Origin of the sequence: Pseudomonas sp. B21-017, assembly GCF_024749245.1 — a bacterium.
Classification (GTDB): Bacteria; Pseudomonadota; Gammaproteobacteria; order Pseudomonadales; family Pseudomonadaceae; genus Aquipseudomonas.
The window spans coordinates 5,867,501-5,883,048 of sequence record NZ_CP087194.1; the positions used below are offsets into that span (position 1 = coordinate 5,867,501).

Annotated in this window: 18 protein-coding genes (1 of these 18 cut by a window edge); 9 read left to right on the forward strand and 9 right to left on the reverse strand. The window is 58.5% G+C overall.

The window, feature by feature from the left end; translation table 11 throughout:
• Positions 1-513, reverse strand: the start of a protein-coding gene (tyrS, locus tag LOY28_RS26755) for a tyrosine--tRNA ligase (protein ID WP_064620726.1). Its footprint begins 687 nt before the window's first position; only the first 513 of its 1,200 coding nucleotides appear in the window; it begins with the start codon at positions 511-513; its stop codon lies beyond the left edge, outside the window.
• A gap of 210 nt (positions 514-723) precedes the next feature.
• On the opposite strand from tyrS, the gene LOY28_RS26760 reads away from it, so the two are divergent.
• Both LOY28_RS26760 and LOY28_RS26765 read left to right on the forward strand, forming a co-directional pair.
• Positions 724-2,142: a peptidoglycan DD-metalloendopeptidase family protein gene (locus LOY28_RS26760; protein ID WP_018928882.1), complete on the forward strand. Its 1,419-nt coding sequence runs from the start codon at positions 724-726 to the stop codon at positions 2,140-2,142.
• A 3-nt stretch (positions 2,143-2,145) separates the two neighbouring features.
• Positions 2,146-3,237 (forward strand): anhydro-N-acetylmuramic acid kinase, encoded by a 1,092-nt coding sequence (locus tag LOY28_RS26765; protein ID WP_258612742.1) that lies wholly within the window; start codon positions 2,146-2,148, stop codon positions 3,235-3,237.
• A gap of 73 nt (positions 3,238-3,310) precedes the next feature.
• Here LOY28_RS26765 and erpA read toward each other — a convergent pair whose 3' ends face one another.
• Together erpA and argC are read right to left on the reverse strand one after the other, a co-directional pair.
• Positions 3,311-3,661: an iron-sulfur cluster insertion protein ErpA gene (gene erpA / locus LOY28_RS26770; protein ID WP_007906865.1), complete on the reverse strand. Its 351-nt coding sequence runs from the start codon at positions 3,659-3,661 to the stop codon at positions 3,311-3,313.
• Positions 3,662-3,828: 167 nt separating this feature from the next.
• Positions 3,829-4,863 carry an N-acetyl-gamma-glutamyl-phosphate reductase gene (argC, locus tag LOY28_RS26775; protein WP_007941665.1) on the reverse strand — a complete coding sequence of 345 codons (1,035 nt, stop codon included), beginning with the start codon at positions 4,861-4,863 and terminating at the stop codon, positions 3,829-3,831.
• 135 nt (positions 4,864-4,998) lie between these two features.
• Here argC and hemJ point away from each other — a divergent pair, with 135 nt between their 5' ends.
• The 6 genes from hemJ (at position 4,999) to coq7 (ending at position 9,521) form a co-directional block, all read left to right on the forward strand.
• Positions 4,999-5,430, forward strand: coding sequence for a protoporphyrinogen oxidase HemJ (gene hemJ, locus LOY28_RS26780; protein WP_018928879.1), 432 nt, complete (start codon positions 4,999-5,001; stop codon positions 5,428-5,430).
• Between the two features lie 33 nt (positions 5,431-5,463).
• The gene (locus LOY28_RS26785; RefSeq protein ID WP_258612743.1) at positions 5,464-6,432 is read left to right on the forward strand and encodes a nitronate monooxygenase family protein; all 969 of its coding nucleotides are present in this window, start codon (positions 5,464-5,466) and stop codon (positions 6,430-6,432) included.
• A 91-nt stretch (positions 6,433-6,523) separates the two neighbouring features.
• Entirely contained in the window at positions 6,524-7,483 is a 960-nt protein-coding gene (locus LOY28_RS26790; RefSeq protein WP_018928877.1) for a DUF805 domain-containing protein, read from the forward strand.
• Positions 7,484-7,545: 62 nt separating this feature from the next.
• Positions 7,546-8,334, forward strand: coding sequence for an SDR family oxidoreductase (locus LOY28_RS26795; RefSeq protein ID WP_018928876.1), 789 nt, complete (start codon positions 7,546-7,548; stop codon positions 8,332-8,334).
• Between the two features lie 80 nt (positions 8,335-8,414).
• A complete protein-coding gene (locus tag LOY28_RS26800) occupies positions 8,415-8,753 on the forward strand; it encodes a histidine triad nucleotide-binding protein (protein ID WP_007906873.1) in 339 nt (112 codons plus the stop codon).
• Between the two features lie 120 nt (positions 8,754-8,873).
• A complete protein-coding gene (coq7, locus tag LOY28_RS26805) occupies positions 8,874-9,521 on the forward strand; it encodes a 2-polyprenyl-3-methyl-6-methoxy-1,4-benzoquinone monooxygenase (RefSeq protein ID WP_018928875.1) in 648 nt (215 codons plus the stop codon).
• Between the two features lie 93 nt (positions 9,522-9,614).
• Here coq7 and speD read toward each other — a convergent pair whose 3' ends face one another.
• Together speD and LOY28_RS26815 are read right to left on the reverse strand one after the other, a co-directional pair.
• Positions 9,615-10,409: an adenosylmethionine decarboxylase gene (speD, locus tag LOY28_RS26810; RefSeq protein WP_018928874.1), complete on the reverse strand. Its 795-nt coding sequence runs from the start codon at positions 10,407-10,409 to the stop codon at positions 9,615-9,617.
• A gap of 238 nt (positions 10,410-10,647) precedes the next feature.
• Entirely contained in the window at positions 10,648-11,070 is a 423-nt protein-coding gene (locus tag LOY28_RS26815; RefSeq protein ID WP_007941657.1) for an OsmC family protein, read from the reverse strand.
• Between the two features lie 248 nt (positions 11,071-11,318).
• Between LOY28_RS26815 and crp the strand changes: the two genes are divergently transcribed.
• Positions 11,319-11,963, forward strand: coding sequence for a cAMP-activated global transcriptional regulator CRP (crp, locus tag LOY28_RS26820; protein WP_018928873.1), 645 nt, complete (start codon positions 11,319-11,321; stop codon positions 11,961-11,963).
• A gap of 26 nt (positions 11,964-11,989) precedes the next feature.
• Here the strand turns inward: crp and LOY28_RS26825 are convergent, their stop codons facing one another.
• From LOY28_RS26825 to LOY28_RS26840, 4 genes are all read right to left on the reverse strand, one after another.
• Positions 11,990-12,691, reverse strand: a complete 702-nt coding sequence (locus LOY28_RS26825) for a lipoyl protein ligase domain-containing protein (RefSeq protein WP_258612744.1) — start codon at positions 12,689-12,691, stop codon at positions 11,990-11,992.
• A gap of 98 nt (positions 12,692-12,789) precedes the next feature.
• A complete protein-coding gene (trpC, locus tag LOY28_RS26830) occupies positions 12,790-13,626 on the reverse strand; it encodes an indole-3-glycerol phosphate synthase TrpC (RefSeq protein ID WP_018928871.1) in 837 nt (278 codons plus the stop codon).
• Positions 13,623-14,672, reverse strand: a complete 1,050-nt coding sequence (gene trpD / locus LOY28_RS26835) for an anthranilate phosphoribosyltransferase (protein ID WP_018928870.1) — start codon at positions 14,670-14,672, stop codon at positions 13,623-13,625. Before trpD ends, trpC begins: the two co-directional genes overlap by 4 nt.
• Before the next feature lie 9 nt (positions 14,673-14,681).
• Positions 14,682-15,275 (reverse strand): aminodeoxychorismate/anthranilate synthase component II, encoded by a 594-nt coding sequence (locus tag LOY28_RS26840; RefSeq protein WP_018928869.1) that lies wholly within the window; start codon positions 15,273-15,275, stop codon positions 14,682-14,684.
• Positions 15,276-15,548 lie beyond the last annotated feature (273 nt).

Consider the following 15,548-nt stretch of genomic DNA (forward strand, 5'->3'; position numbering starts at 1 on the left):
CAGCGGATAGAGGAATTCGTGAATGGCGATTGGCTGATTGGTCGTGTAGCGCTTGTCGAAGTCATCGCGCTCGAGCATGCGTGCCACGGTGTATTGCGAAGTCAGACGTATGAAGTCAGCAGGCCCCATCTGATCCATCCAGGTGGAGTTGAACGCCACTTCGGTTTTGGCCGGATCAAGAATCTTGAAGACCTGAGTCTTGTAGGTCTCGGCATTCTCGAGAACCTGTTCACGAGTGAGCGGTGGACGTGTCGCGCTCTTGCCACTCGGATCACCGATCATCCCGGTGAAGTCACCGATAAGGAAGATCACCTGATGGCCCAGATCCTGGAACTGGCGCAGCTTATTAATAAGCACGGTGTGACCCAGGTGCAAATCCGGCGCGGTCGGATCGAAGCCTGCCTTAATACGTAGCGGCTGGCCACGTTTGAGCTTTTCGATCAGCTCGGACTCGACCAACAGTTCTTCTGCACCACGTTTGATCAGCGCTAGCTGCTCTTCAACCGACTTCATAACAGACCTGCAAGACTCGAATTCAAAGGGGACCAACCATACAAGATCGGGCGTCAAATACAAGTTTTGCCCGGCGCACGGACGCCAATCCACGGACAGAGCGTCCGCAGGCTTGCTTCAGAGATGATTTGGTTATATTTTATACAGTTATTTCGTCTTCATCATGTCATTCATCTTTTCCAATTCATTTTTTCAAAGTCAAAATTACTTATGACCAAAGAATCGTCTAAAGCGCCACCGCTTTACCCGAAGACCCACCTGCTCGCAGCAAGCGGTATCGCCGCCCTTCTGAGCCTGGCGCTTCTGGTATTTCCTTCCAGTGATGTTGAAGCCAAAAAGACGACCCTGAGTCTTGAACTGGAAAGCCCTGTAGAACAACTGACACAAGATCAAGACGCCGCCGACGTCGTCCAAGCCACAAATGAGCCGGCAGCCTCCCCTTTCGCGCAGATCGAAAACAGCGCCGAAAACACTCAGGAAGCCGCCCAGGCCGCCCCCGCGCCAGTCGTCGAAGAAAAGAAGGCGCCAGGCCACAGGGAAGTGATCGTTGCCAAAGGCGACACTCTCTCGACCTTGTTTGAGAAAGTCGGCCTTCCGGCCACTTCGGTGCATGAAGTGCTGGCCAGCGACAAGCAGGCCAAGCAGTTCAGCCAGCTCAAACATGGCCAGAAGCTCGAGTTCGAACTCGGCCCGAACGGCCAACTGACCAATTTACACAGCAAAGTCAGCGACACGGAAAGCATCAGCCTGACCAAGAACGGCAAGGGTTATACATTCAACCGCATTACCGCCAAGCCCACTGTTCGCACCGCCTACGTACATGGCGTGATCAACAGTTCGCTGTCGCAATCCGCAGCCCGTGCCGGTTTGTCCCATAGCCTGACCATGGATATGGCCAGCGTGTTTGGCTATGACGTCGACTTCGCCCAGGATATTCGCCAGGGTGACGAGTTCGATGTGATCTATGAACAGAAAGTCGTCAACGGTAAAGCCGTCGGTAACGGCCCGATTCTTTCCGCACGCTTCACCAACCGTGGCAAGACTTACACCGCTGTGCGCTACACCAACAAACAAGGCAACAGCAGCTACTACACGGCTGACGGCAACAGCATGCGCAAGGCGTTCATCCGTACTCCGGTAGACTTCGCCCGCATCAGCTCGAAATTCTCCATGGGCCGCAAGCACCCGATCCTGAACAAGATCCGCGCCCACAAGGGTGTCGATTACGCAGCACCGCGCGGCACACCGATCAAGGCTGCCGGCGACGGCCAGGTATTGTTGGCCGGTCGCCGGGGCGGTTACGGCAATACCGTGATTATCCAGCACGGCAGTACTTACCGTACGCTGTACGGCCACATGCAGGGCTTCGCCAAAGGCATCAAGACTGGCGGCAGCGTCAAGCAAGGTCAGGTGATCGGCTACATCGGCACCACCGGCCTCTCCACCGGCCCGCACCTGCACTACGAGTTCCAGGTCAATGGCGTGCACGTCGATCCACTGGGTCAGAAGGTAGCGATGGCCGATCCGATCTCCAAAGCTGAACGCTCACGCTTCCTTGCGCAAAGCCAACCGCTGATGGCGCGTATGGACCAAGAGAAAGCCACCCTGCTGGCTTCGAGCAAACGCTAAGCCATGGCGCTCTATATAGGTGTGATGTCCGGGACCAGCCTTGATGGCCTGGACATTGCGCTGATCGAGCAAGCCCCGGCGATCAAGCTGATCGCCACGCATTACATCCCCATGCCCGAATCCCTGCGCGCCGAGCTGCTTGGCTTGTGCGCCAGCGGTCCGGACGAGATTGCCCGCTCCGCCATTGCCCAGCAAAACTGGGTGAAGCTGGCCGCACAGGGCATTCACACCCTCCTCGACCAACAAAACCTCAAGCCCGACGACATTCGCGCGATTGGCAGCCACGGCCAGACCATTCGCCACGAACCGGCACGCGGGTTCACGGTGCAGATCGGCAACCCTGCGCTGCTCACCGAGCTGACCAGCATCACCGTGGTCAGCGATTTCCGCAGCCGCGACGTAGCCGCTGGCGGACAAGGCGCCCCATTGGTTCCGGCCTTTCACGAAGCCTTGTTTGAACAGCAGCCCGGTAACCGCGCGGTGCTGAACGTCGGCGGGTTCAGTAACCTCAGCCTGATCGAACCCGGCAAGCCTGTCGCGGGTTTTGACTGCGGCCCGGGGAATGTCCTGCTGGATGCCTGGATTCACCGGCAACGCGGCGACAACTTCGATCGCGATGGCCAATGGGCCGCCAGCGGCAAGGTTGAACCGGCTCTGTTGAATGAGCTGCTCAGTGATCCGTTCTTTGTAACTCAAGGCCCGAAGAGCACTGGCCGCGAAGTGTTCAATCTGCCATGGCTGATGCAGCATCTGTCACAGCTGCCATCCTTCGCAGCCGAAAACGTACAGGCCACACTGCTTGAGTTGACCGCCCTGACCATCGTCGAGTCATTGCAAAGCGCTCAATCGGATACCCGGGAGCTGCTGGTCTGCGGCGGCGGCGCACACAACGCCACGTTGATGAAACGGTTGGCCTGCCTGTTGCCGAACGCGAAAGTCAGCAGCACTGCCGCTTATGGTGTAGACCCGGACTGGGTTGAAGCCATGGCCTTTGCCTGGCTGGCTCATTGCTGCCTGGAAGGTATCGCGACCAACCGCCCAAGCGTCACCGGCGCCCGTGGCCTGCGAATTCTCGGCGCCATCTACCCCGCCTGAACCTTAACTCCAGACAGCAAAACGCCGCAGAGTCCTGAGACCCTGCGGCGCTTGTTGATGCGGTGAGTTGCGATCAGATCGAGAACGAAGAGCCGCAGCCACACGTGGTGGTGGCGTTCGGGTTTTTGATCACGAAACGCGAACCTTCCAGACCTTCCTGGTAATCCACCTCGGCACCTGCCAGGTACTGGAAGCTCATCGGATCGACCACCAGGCTGACGCCTTCGCGCTCGACAATGGTGTCGTCATCGGCCACTTCTTCATCGAAGGTGAAGCCGTACTGAAACCCTGAACAACCGCCGCCCGTAACGAATACGCGCAGCTTCAAGCGATCATTCCCCTCTTCATCGACCAGGCTCTTCACCTTGTGCGCAGCACCGTGGGTGAATTGCAAAGCCGTGGGGGTGAAGGATTCGACGCTCATGCTGACTATCTCCCGGCGTTACGCCGCCATAATGCGTGATGACGCGCATTATCCGCTTCTCCCAGAAAATCGGTCAACTATTGTTACGGTATATCAATCAACCCAATTGTCAGACCAGAATGCAAAAAGGCCCGTTCAACGGGCCTTTTTGCATTGCGGATAAAGCCTTACGGCAGCATGCCCGCATGGGAAAGGCCCAGGCGCTCATCCAGACCGAAGAGGATATTCAGGTTCTGCACAGCCTGACCCGACGCGCCTTTGACCAGGTTGTCGATGACCGACAACACCACCACCAGATCACCATCCTGCGGACGATGCACGGCGATACGACAAACGTTGGCACCACGCACGCTGCGGGTTTCCGGATGGCTGCCGGCTGGCATTACGTCGACGAACGGTTCGTTGGCATAACGCTTTTCGAACAGAGCCTGCAGATCCACCGAGCGGTCCACGACAGTCGCGTAGAGCGTCGAATGAATACCGCGAATCATCGGCGTCAGGTGCGGAACGAAGGTCAGACCAACATCCTTGCCCGCGGCACGACGCAGCCCCTGACGGATTTCCGGCAAGTGACGGTGACCTTTTACGGCGTAGGCCTTCATGCTTTCCGACGTCTCGGAGTACAGCGAACCTACCGAAGCGCCACGACCCGCACCGCTGACACCGGATTTGCAGTCAGCGATCAAACGTGTGGTATCGGCCAGACCGGCTTCGAGCAATGGCAGGAAACCCAATTGCGTCGCGGTCGGGTAGCAACCCGGTACAGCAATCAGGCGTGCCTGCTTGATCTGCTCGCGATTGACTTCCGGCAAGCCGTAGACCGCTTCCTCCAGCAGTTCCGGCGCACCATGCGGCTGGCCGTACCACTTGGCCCATTCATCGGCGTCTTGCAAACGGAAGTCTGCCGACAGGTCGATGACCTTGGTTCCGGCAGCCAGCAATTCACCCGCCAGGGCATGGGCGACACCGTGCGGCGTGGCGAAGAACACCACGTCGCAAGCCCCGAGGGTCTTGATGTCCGGAACGCTGAACGCCAGGCCGTCGTAATGGCCACGCAGGTTCGGGTACATGTCGGCCACGGCCAGGCCGGCCTCGGATCGGGAAGTGATCACCACCACTTCTGCCTGCGGATGCTGTGCCAACAGACGCAGCAGTTCGACACCGGTGTAACCCGTGCCGCCGACGATACCGACCTTGACCATAAACCTGCCCTCAACGAACCCACTGGAAAGCCGTCGATAATAGGGGCCGCGCGGCCCTGCGACAACCGTCAAGGTGACGTGCGGGCGCTCTACCCCCTACTATCTTCACTACCGTGAACCTGGGAATAACCAAAAATGCTTTATCTGTGGCTCAAAGCGCTTCACATCATCAGCATGGTCTGCTGGTTTGCCGGCCTGTTTTACCTGCCGCGCCTGTTCGTCTATCACGCGCAAAGCGAAGACACCGTCAGCAAGGAACGCTTCAGCATCATGGAGCGCAAGCTGTACCGAGGCATCATGGGGCCAGCGATGATCGCCACCCTGGTGTTCGGCATTTGGCTAATCAGCCTCAACCCGAGCGCCTATTTCGGCCAGGGCGCGTGGATGCACGCCAAGCTGACCCTGGTGGTGATCCTGATCGGCTACCACCACATGTGCGGCGCACAGGTAAAACGTTTTGCCCGTGGCGAAAACACCCGCAGCCATGTCTTTTATCGCTGGTTCAATGAAGTGCCGGTTCTGATATTGCTGGCTATCGTAATTCTGGTCGTCGTCCGGCCGTTTTAAATCCAACAGACACGCTCACCCGGGGTACTTCCAATGTCGCTGCCCGCTCTGCTCGAACAACGCTTGCGACTGCCGGTGGTGGCGGCACCGATGTTCCTGATCTCCAACCCTGAGCTGGTGCTCGCCTGCTGCCGTAATGGCGTGGTGGGCAGCTTCCCTGCGCTGAATCAGCGTGAGAGCAGTGGGTTCAAGGCCTGGCTGGAAGAAATCGAAGCAGGGTTGGCGACACTGGAAAACCCCGCGCCTTACGCGGTGAACCTGATCGTCCACCACAGCAATCCGCGATTGCAGGCGGACCTGGCGATCTGCATCGAACACAAAGTACCGATCGTGATCACCAGCCTCGGCGCCGTGAAGGAAGTGGTCGATGTCGTGCACAGCTACGGTGGCCTGGTGTTTCACGACGTGACGACCCGTCGCCACGCAGAAAAAGCCGCCGAAGCCGGTGTCGACGGTTTGATTGCCGTTGCCGCGGGGGCCGGTGGTCACGCCGGGACCTGGAGCCCGTTTTCGCTGATCGCCGAGATTCGCCAGTTTTTCGACAAGACCCTGCTGCTGGCTGGCTGCCTGAACCATGGCCACGAGATTCTTGCCGCGCAATTGCTCGGTGCGGATCTGGCCTACTTCGGTACGCGATTTATCGGCACCACCGAAAGTCATGCGCCTGACGCCTACAAGGAGATGCTCCTGACTGCCAGAGCCGCGGACATCGTCCATACTCCAGCGGTGTCTGGGGTTCCGGCAAGCTTCATGCGTCAGAGCCTGGAGGCCGCCGGTTTCGACATGGCGGCGCTGCAAAGCAAGGGCGAGGTGGACTTCGGCTCCAAGCTCAAGCCGTTGAACGATGAAGCCAAAGCCTGGAAAACCGTGTGGTCTGCGGGCCAGGGTGTCGGGGAGATCGAGGATCTGCCGAGTGTCGATCAACTGGTCGAACGTCTCGGCACCGAATACCGCAAGGCGCTGGAACTGGCGGCAGCACTGCCCAAGCTCTGGCCGCGCTGACAGGAAAGTTTGGCCAGCCCAACCCGGCCGGCCTTAAACTCCCTCTTGTTACACTTTCCATTACAACTCTCGCGACAAGGATGCCTCGGCCATGAGCGAAAACCGTTTCAAGATCGTCTTCGATGGTGCTTTGCTGCCCGGTGTTGATGCCACCACCGCCAAGCTCAATCTCGCCGAGCTGTTCAAAAGCGATGTCGCAGCCATCGAACGCCTGTTCAGTGGCCGGACGGTTGCGCTCAAACGCGAACTGTCACACGCCGACGCGCAAACTTATCTTCAGGCGCTGACGAAAACCGGCATCGATGCCCGAATCGAAGCCGAACCCTCGATCGAGCTGAACCTGTCCGACGTTCACGTCAGCCCACCGCCATCGGCAGAGCCCGATTCCCCCTACGCTCCGCCACGCGCCACGGTCGGCGAAGCGCTGCCGGAGTTCGCCACACTCAAGGCATTCAGTTTCAGTGGCCGCATCGGCCGACTGCGCTTTCTGGCCTGGACAATGGCTCTGACGCTGGTGACGTTGGGCATTGGCTCGGTGCTGGCCATTTTCGGCTTCGGCCTCATCAGCACCAACTCGACTGCCGGCCTGATTGTCGCGGGTCTGCTGGCCGTTATTCTGATCGTGATACTCGCGTTCATCAGCATTCAGTTCAGTGTGCAGCGCCTGCACGATATCGGCTGGTCTGGATGGCTCTGGCTGTTGAACCTTGTGCCGTTCGTGGGGGGCGCTTTCCCGTTCGTGATAATGATCGTGCCGGGTAACAACACTGCCAATCGATATGGCGCACCGCCGCCGCCCAACAGCAATGCAGTCAGGGTACTGGCTTCATTGTGGCTGGTGTTTATTGCGATCATGTTCGTTGGCGGGCTGACCGGAGGTCTCACGGCAATTCAGGATGAGTACGAAAGCGCCACTGATAGCGCCTATCAAAGCAGCTCCGTGACCACCGATGAAGTCGAAGCTGCGCCCGTCGAAGTCGACTCGGCAGCAGATTCAACCGACGATGCAGCCGAAGCGGCCCAGCCCCCTGTAGACTCTGCAAAAGAATGAACAGCGCTCCCCGCCCGTGACACCTGCGTCGCTGGCGCGGAGCTGTTGCGATGGAGAACTGCATGACCCGTTACGCTCTGATCACTGGCGCTTCCAGCGGCATCGGCCTGGCGATGGCCGAAGCGCTGGCCCGGCGCGGCCGCAGCCTGTTACTGGTGGCCCGACAGCGTGATCAGCTGGAAAGTATTGCGATTGAACTGACTCAACGTTTCGGCGTGGAAGTGTTGTTTCGTGCCTGTGACCTGGGAGAACCGTTGCGCCTGTCCGGATTTCTGCTGGAGCTGGAGGAAGGTGAGCGGCAAATCGATCTGCTGGTCAACTGCGCCGGCATCGGTACCTGTGGCCCATTCCTGGCCCAGGACTGGATGACTGAGCAGGATCTGATCGAAGTGAACATCCTGGCCCTCACTCGCCTGTGTCATGCCATCGGTAACAGCATGGCCTTGCAGGGCGGCGGGCAGATTCTGAACGTCGCCTCGGTTGCGGCGTTCCATCCCGGCCCCTGGATGAGCACTTATTACGCCAGCAAGGCTTATGTGCTGAATTTTTCCGAAGGCTTGCGCGTCGAACTGAAAAAATGCGCGGTCAAGGTGTCGGTGCTCTGCCCCGGCCCGACCCGCACGGCGTTTTTTCGCACCGCGCAACTGAACACCGACAAGCTGGGCGAGAGCAAATTGCTGATGAGCCCAGAGGAAGTCGCGCTCTACACCGTGCGCGCCCTGGAGAAAAATCGCGCCATTATCATCCCCGGTCGCCTGAATCGCTGGTTCGCCTTCCTGCCACGACTCGGCTCGCGCTGGCTGACCCGGACAATCGCGGGCATGGTCAATAAGGCGTACTGCCCGCGCTGACCAGCCTTCAAGGTAAAAAACTGGGCTCAGGCAGGGCCCATGCGTACACTCAAGCCAGCCAAACAACGGAGAAAACAGCTGTGGATACTCTGTTCACCAAGATCATCAACCGGGAAATCCCGGCGAAGATCATTTACGAGGACGACCAGGTACTGGCCTTCCACGACATCGCCCCACAGGCCCCCGTGCATTTCCTGGTGGTCCCGAAGAAACCGGTGCGCACCCTTAACGATCTCACCGAGGACGATAAGGCTCTGGCCGGGCATATTCTGTTCACCGCGCAGCGTCTGGCTCTGGAACTGGGCTGTGAAGAAGGTTTCCGGGTGGTCATGAACTGCAATGAATTGGGCGGGCAGACCGTTTATCACATTCATATGCACGTGCTGGGTCAGCGCCAGATGCACTGGCCTCCGGGCTGATTGCAAGCAGTACCGGTTTATGTGGCGAGGGCGCTTGCTCCTCGCCACAGATGACCCAGCGCAAACCCTCCCCGGCCGATTGGGTTAAACTGGCCGCCGAGATTCTTCCCGGAGGTCAGCATGACTACCCAACGTCACTACTCGCCAATTGACCGTCTTCTGCTGCAAGCCGATGCCGCAATGCGTACTTTGCTGCCCTTCAGCGGTCAGCCCTACCGTCCGTCGCCTGCCATCGTGCAGCCGGATGCGCAAATGAACGACGAGGACACCCGGCACGTCGCCGGTTTGATGCGCATCAACCATACCGGCGAAGTCTGTGCCCAGGCGCTGTATCAAGGTCAAGCCCTGACCGCCAAGTTGCCGCAAGTGCGCGCTGCCATGGAACATGCCGCCGAAGAAGAAATCGATCATCTGGTCTGGTGCGAACAGCGCATCCACCAGTTGGGCAGCCACACCAGCATTCTCAATCCGCTGTTCTACGGAATGTCGTTCGGGATTGGCGCGGTGGCCGGGTTGATCAGCGACAAAGTCAGCCTGGGTTTCGTTGCCGCCACCGAGCATCAGGTTTGCAAACACCTGAACGAACACCTTGAACAACTGCCCGCCGAGGACGAAAAATCCCGGGCGATCCTTGAGCAGATGCGCATTGATGAAGAACATCACGCCGAAAGTGCGCTGGATGCTGGAGGGTTCCGTTTTCCTGCGCCGGTGAAGTTCGGGATGAGTCTGCTGGCCAAGGTGATGACCAAGAGCACTTATCGGATCTGACGGTTGCGTTGTTTGATCGGGACTCTTCGCGGACAACAGCAATGAAAAAGGCGACTACCTTGCGGTAGTCGCCTTTTTTTGTACTCGGAACTCTCAGCTCGGCATGTTGCGCGCGTAGAAGATTTCAAGCATTTCGTGTTTTACACGCTCAGTCACCTGGGCACGCTGCTCAGAGGACAGGTTGCTGGTGGCGTCGCCGAACAGGTAGTTATCCAGTTCGAAGTTCTTCAACAGCATTTTGGTGTGGAACAGGTTTTCCTGGTACACGTTCACGTCGGTCATCTGGTACGCGTCGCGGGTGTCTTCGGAGAGATAGTTCTGGATCGAGTTGATCTCGTGGTCGATGAAGTGTTTCTTGCCTTCAACGTCACGGGTGAAGCCGCGCACGCGGTAATCCACAGTCACGATATCCGAATCGAACTGGTGAATCAGAAAATTGAGCGCCTTGAGCGGTGAAATGACGCCACAGGTCGACACGTCGATGTCCACACGGAACGTCGCGATACCGTCCACCGGATGGATTTCCGGGTAGGTGTGCACCGTGATGTGGCTCTTGTCGAGGTGGGCCAGGATGATTTCGGGCAACGGGCCCGGAGACTCTTCAATCTGACTGTCGGTGGGGGTTACCGGCTCTTCAGAGATCAGAATCGTGACGCTGGCGCCCTGGGGTTCATAGTCCTGACTGGCGATGTTCAGGATATTGGCACCAATGATATCGACAACTTCTGTGAGGATCTGCGTCAGGCGCTTGGCGTTGTACTCTTTATTGATGTACTCGACGTAAGCCTGCTGGTCTTGCGGGGTTTCCGCGTAGCAGATGTCATAGATGTTGAAGCTCAAGGTCTTTGTCAGGTTATTGAACCCGTGGAGCTTGAGTTTGCTTTTCACCGTTAAAAACTCTCTATGTATTGCGGGCTGGCCGCGTGATCAAGCATGCCCGTCAGATGCGAACGACGCACCTGCGTAGGACGGTTAACACCTCTTCGCGATGGCGATTTTGGTTGTCTGTTCAGGCAAGCGACCTGTCGGGTGACCGATCACTGCCCTGAAAAAAGTGGCGCATTATGCAGACGTCAGCTATGGATCACCAGAGTCTGCACCGCTTTTATGATAGTTGAATGTCGATTCAACCGAGCTCGATAATCTCGTAGTCGTGGGTAATCGCCACGCCAGCCGCGCCGAGCATGATCGAGGCCGAGCAGTACTTCTCGGCCGACAGCTCGATGGCGCGCTTGACCTGGGCTTCTTTCAGCCCGCGGCCCTTGACCACGAAGTGCATGTGGATCTTGGTAAACACCTTCGGATCTTCGGTCGCACGCTCGGCTTCGAGGAAGGCTTCGCAGCTTTCGACGGCCTGACGCGACTTCTTGAGGATGCTGACCACATCGAAATTGCTGCAACCGCCAACACCCAGCAGGAGCATTTCCATCGGCCGGACACCCAGGTTGCGACCGCCGGCATCGGGCGGACCGTCCATGACCACGACATGACCGCTGCCGGATTCACCGAGGAACATGGCTTCGCCTGCCCATTGGATGCGTGCCTTCATCGCCAAGACTCCACTGTATAAAAAAGGGTCGCCAGCTTAGCACAGGGCCCTTGATTGGCAGCGCTTCGCCTTCCTAGGACATAACCGTATGCGTCGTAGGTAAATTCTCGAATCTTGATGGAATGTGTCTGTTAAGCTGACGCCAATTCACTGGCGCTTAGCCAGCTTTGTAGCGAACAAAAAACCCAGGCTTCACCAGCCCCCCTACAAAAAACAAACACACCGTGCAGTCTTTTCGGGATACAACCATGGTTGCTATTACCCCCATATCCAAAATCAAGAACCTCGACAAACTGTTGATGCACTGCCAGCGCCGTCGCTATGCCGCCAAGAGCAACATCATTTGTGCCGGCGACCGCTCGGACACGTTGTTCTTCATCATCAAGGGTTCGGTGACCATCCTGATCGAGGATGACGACGGCCGTGAAATGATCATTGCCTACCTCAACTCCGGCGACTTCTTCGGTGAACTGGGTCTGTTCGAGCAAGCCGGGCTGGAACAGGAGCGCAGTGCCTGGGTTCGCGCCAAGGTCGAATGCGAAGTCGCGGAAATCAGCTACGCGAAATTCCGCGAGTTGTCTCAACAGGATCCAGACATTCTTTACGTGCTCAGCGGACAAATCGCACAACGCCTGCGCAATACCACGCGCAAGGTCGGCGACCTTGCATTCTTCGACGTGACCGGCCGCGTGGCGCGCTGCCTGCTGGAGCTGTGCAAGCAGCCAGACGCCATGACCCACCCGGATGGCATGCAGATCAAGGTGACCCGCCAGGAGATCGGCCGGATTGTCGGTTGTTCCCGTGAGATGGTCGGCCGCGTGCTCAAGGATCTGGAAGAACGCAACCTGGTCGACGTCAAAGGCAAGACCATGGTGGTCTTCGGTACGCGCTAGGCTCTGAAAACCGAAGCCTGGAACACTTAAGCCCCGAGCACTTCTGCCAGTATTTGGCGATACAACGCATCGAGCCGTTCCAGTGCATCAGGAGCGGCAAATTTTTCATGCAGGGCAATGTGGCTTTCTGCGCGAACCCGCTGTTCCAGACCGCAGGCATCGTTGAAACGATTGACCGCCGCGACCATTGACTCTCGCTCGTTATCGATCAGCATCGCCCCGTGCACCAGCCCGACCGGACGCTGACCGCCCTTGCTCTGCCGCCAGCGCTGAGCGGTACCGACCATCTTGCGACCATCGAGGTTGACGTTGAAACGGCCATCGCAGAACGCGCCTTCAATTTCGCCCAGGGACGACACACCGCCCAACTCGTCAAGCAGCTGGCAAATCGGGTCACAGAGTCGGCGATAGGCGGTTTCGATCCGGTTCTGGTCGCCCTCGCTACGCGGTGGCGCGTAGACCAGCGCGATGTTGAGGGTCGATGCCGATTGCGGCACCGGCTCGCCGCCGGTTTCGCGCAGCAGTACCGGCCAACCGGCAGCGGCTGATATCTCGCACGCTGCCTCGAAACCCGGCAAGCGATTCAAGCGGCGCGGCATGACCAATGCCTGGTCTGTGGGTTGCCAGAACAGCAAGCCGAACTCCGAATCACCGGTGCACACATGGGCCAACAGGTCCTGTTCGGCGAGCAGGCCGGCTTCGATGGTCAGAGAGGTTGGCTGGGACATGGACGACTCCGTAAGACATGAAGTCTTTGGGGGGCTTGATGACCTACTCGCGGGCAAACCCGCTCCCACAGGGGATCGGGTTGCCTGCGAAAATGTGTTCAGTCGAGCGTAGAGCCGCTCACTGGAACACCGCGCTCAGGAAAGAACAGGCGCTGCAGTTCAGTACCCGGGCTTTCGGCGCGCATGAACGCTTCGCCGACCAGGAACGCATACACGTCGCTGATTTCCATCAGCTCGACATCGGCGCGGTTAAGAATGCCACTCTCGGTGACCACCAGACGATTACGCGGAATACGCGGCAACAAGTCGAGGGTGGTTTCCAGGCTGACCTCGAAGGTGTGCAGGTTGCGGTTGTTCACGCCCACCAGCGGCGTGTCGAGGGTTTTCAAGGCCCGCTCCAGCTCGTCGCCATCGTGGACTTCCACCAGCACATCGAGGCCGACACTTTTGGCCACGGCCGCCAGCTCGGCCATTTTCACGTCATCCAGTGCGGAGACGATCAACAGCACGCAATCAGCGCCCAGGGCGCGGGACTCGATGATCTGGTACGGATCGATCATGAAGTCTTTGCGGATCACCGGCAGCTTGCACGCCGCCCGGGCTTGTTGCAGATACGCATCCGCACCCTGGAAGTAGTCGATGTCGGTGAGCACCGACAGGCAAGTAGCCCCGCCCTTCTCGTAACTCCTGGCAATGTCCGCAGGCACGAAGTTCTCGCGAATCACGCCCTTGCTTGGCGAAGCTTTCTTGATTTCAGCAATCACCGCCGGCTGTTTCTTCTTGGCCTGATCGATCAATGCCTTGGCGAAACCACGGGGTGCATCGGCCGCCTTGGCCAGGTTTTCCAGCTCTGCCAGGCTCACACGAGCGCTACGCTCGGCGACTTCCTGGACTTTGCGGGCCAGAATTTTTTCCAGAACCGTCGGTACACTCATCCCTCATTCTCCACTTTGAATACCGCGGTAAATGCACCCAACTCCTCAAGTTTTTCCCGAGCGAGGCCTGTGTGCAGCGCATCGTGCGCCAGGGCAACGCCTTCTTTCAAACTGCTGGCATGGTCGGCGGCGTACAGCGCGGCGCCGGCATTGAGCACGATCATCTCGGCGGCTTTCTGACCATTCTCGGTCTTGCGCTTGCCCAAGGCATCGCGAATCAGTTCCAGGGAAGCCGCCGGGCTTTCCACCGACAGACCGTGCAGGCTCTGGCTCTTCATGCCGAGGTCTTCGGGCTCGACCCAATACTCGGTGATCTGGTCATTCTTCAACTCCGCGACAAAGGTCGGGGCCGCCAGGCTGAACTCGTCCAGGCCATCCTTGGAGTGCACCACCAGCACGTGTTTGCTGCCCAGGCGCTGCAAGACTTCGGCCAATGGCCGGCACAACGCCTGACTGAACACACCCACCACCTGGTGTTTCACACCGGCCGGATTCGTAAGCGGGCCGAGCATGTTGAACAAGGTGCGCAAGCCCAGCTCGCGGCGCGGACCGGCGGCGTGCTTCATGGCGCTGTGATGAGTCTGGGCAAACATGAAACCGATACCGACGTTGTCGATGCAGCGTGCAACCTGAACCGGGGTCAGGTTCAGGTAGATACCGGCTGCTTCCAGCAAATCGGCGCTGCCGCTTTTGCCCGACACTGCACGGTTACCGTGCTTGGCCACGGTGCAACCAGCCGCTGCGACCACGAATGAGGAAGCAGTCGAGACGTTGAAGATATTGGCCCCGTCGCCGCCGGTGCCGACCACATCGACCACGCCGTCGAGGGTGTTGAGTTCGACCTTGTCCGCCAACTCGCGCATCGCCGTCACGGCGCCGACGATCTCGTCGATGCTTTCGCTCTTCATGCGCATAGCCATCATGAACGCGCCGATCTGCGCATCCGTGCATTGCCCAGTCATGATTTCGCGCATGACATCACGCATTTCATCGGTACTGAGGTCGAGGTGGCCGACGATACGGCTCAGGGCTGTCTTGATATCCATGGAAAGTCCTTAGCGCGTGCCGCCAGTTTGTTTGAGGAAGTTGGCGAACAGCTCGTGCCCCTGTTCGGTGAGGATAGACTCGGGGTGGAATTGCACACCCTCGATGTTCAGCGTCTTGTGACGCAGGCCCATGATCTCATCCACCGAGCCGTCTTCGAGCTGGGTCCAGGCAGTCAGCTCCAGGCAATCGGGCAGGGTTTCGCGCTTGACGATCAGCGAATGGTAGCGGGTGACCGTCAACGGGCGATTCAGACCTTCGAATACGCCCTTGTCCTCGTGAAATACCGGGCTGGTCTTTCCGTGCATGACCTGACGGGCACGGACCACATCGCCGCCAAACGCCTGGCCGATGGATTGGTGACCCAGGCAAACGCCGAGAATCGGCAGCTTGCCGGCGAAGTATTTGATCGCTTCGATGGAAATACCGGCTTCGGTCGGGGTGCAAGGACCGGGAGACACGACGATGCGCTCAGGCTTGAGGGCTTCGATTTCGGCAATGGTGAGTTCATCGTTGCGCACGACTTTGACCTCGGAGCCTAGCTCGCCGAGGTATTGCACAACGTTGTAAGTAAAAGAGTCGTAGTTATCGATCATCAGCAACATGGCGTTAAGAACCTCTTGAATTCACTGACTTTTAATACGGCCTTCGAATGATTTACCCGCAGTGCGCTGCGCTTTGACGGGTGCTGGAGTGGCGCCAGCAAAGCGGCATTTCGTACAGGTAAAGAAGGCAAAGCGGTACAGGTCCGGCCAGGCCGGCAGAAAAGATTCAGGCGCGCCAACGCCAACGGGCGTGTGCCTTGATGACTTGATCCAGGAGTTTGCTGACGATCAACACGGGAAAGGTCTCATTCATACGTCTGGGCACAGTAACGT

What these genes read in the sequence shown, in the direction of transcription:
- LOY28_RS26760 (WP_018928882.1), top strand. Translation starts at nt 724, where the DNA reads ATGACCAAAGAATCGTCTAAAGCGCCACCGCTTTACCCGAAGACCCAC.
- LOY28_RS26765 (WP_258612742.1), top strand. Translation starts at nt 2,146, where the DNA reads ATGGCGCTCTATATAGGTGTGATGTCCGGGACCAGCCTTGATGGCCTG.
- erpA (WP_007906865.1), bottom strand. Translation starts at nt 3,661, where the DNA reads ATGAGCGTCGAATCCTTCACCCCCACGGCTTTGCAATTCACCCACGGT.
- argC (WP_007941665.1), bottom strand. Translation starts at nt 4,863, where the DNA reads ATGGTCAAGGTCGGTATCGTCGGCGGCACGGGTTACACCGGTGTCGAA.
- hemJ (WP_018928879.1), top strand. Translation starts at nt 4,999, where the DNA reads ATGCTTTATCTGTGGCTCAAAGCGCTTCACATCATCAGCATGGTCTGC.
- LOY28_RS26785 (WP_258612743.1), top strand. Translation starts at nt 5,464, where the DNA reads ATGTCGCTGCCCGCTCTGCTCGAACAACGCTTGCGACTGCCGGTGGTG.
- LOY28_RS26790 (WP_018928877.1), top strand. Translation starts at nt 6,524, where the DNA reads ATGAGCGAAAACCGTTTCAAGATCGTCTTCGATGGTGCTTTGCTGCCC.
- LOY28_RS26795 (WP_018928876.1), top strand. Translation starts at nt 7,546, where the DNA reads ATGACCCGTTACGCTCTGATCACTGGCGCTTCCAGCGGCATCGGCCTG.
- coq7 (WP_018928875.1), top strand. Translation starts at nt 8,874, where the DNA reads ATGACTACCCAACGTCACTACTCGCCAATTGACCGTCTTCTGCTGCAA.
- LOY28_RS26815 (WP_007941657.1), bottom strand. Translation starts at nt 11,070, where the DNA reads ATGAAGGCACGCATCCAATGGGCAGGCGAAGCCATGTTCCTCGGTGAA.
- crp (WP_018928873.1), top strand. Translation starts at nt 11,319, where the DNA reads ATGGTTGCTATTACCCCCATATCCAAAATCAAGAACCTCGACAAACTG.
- LOY28_RS26825 (WP_258612744.1), bottom strand. Translation starts at nt 12,691, where the DNA reads ATGTCCCAGCCAACCTCTCTGACCATCGAAGCCGGCCTGCTCGCCGAA.
- trpC (WP_018928871.1), bottom strand. Translation starts at nt 13,626, where the DNA reads ATGAGTGTACCGACGGTTCTGGAAAAAATTCTGGCCCGCAAAGTCCAG.
- trpD (WP_018928870.1), bottom strand. Translation starts at nt 14,672, where the DNA reads ATGGATATCAAGACAGCCCTGAGCCGTATCGTCGGCCACCTCGACCTC.
- LOY28_RS26840 (WP_018928869.1), bottom strand. Translation starts at nt 15,275, where the DNA reads ATGTTGCTGATGATCGATAACTACGACTCTTTTACTTACAACGTTGTG.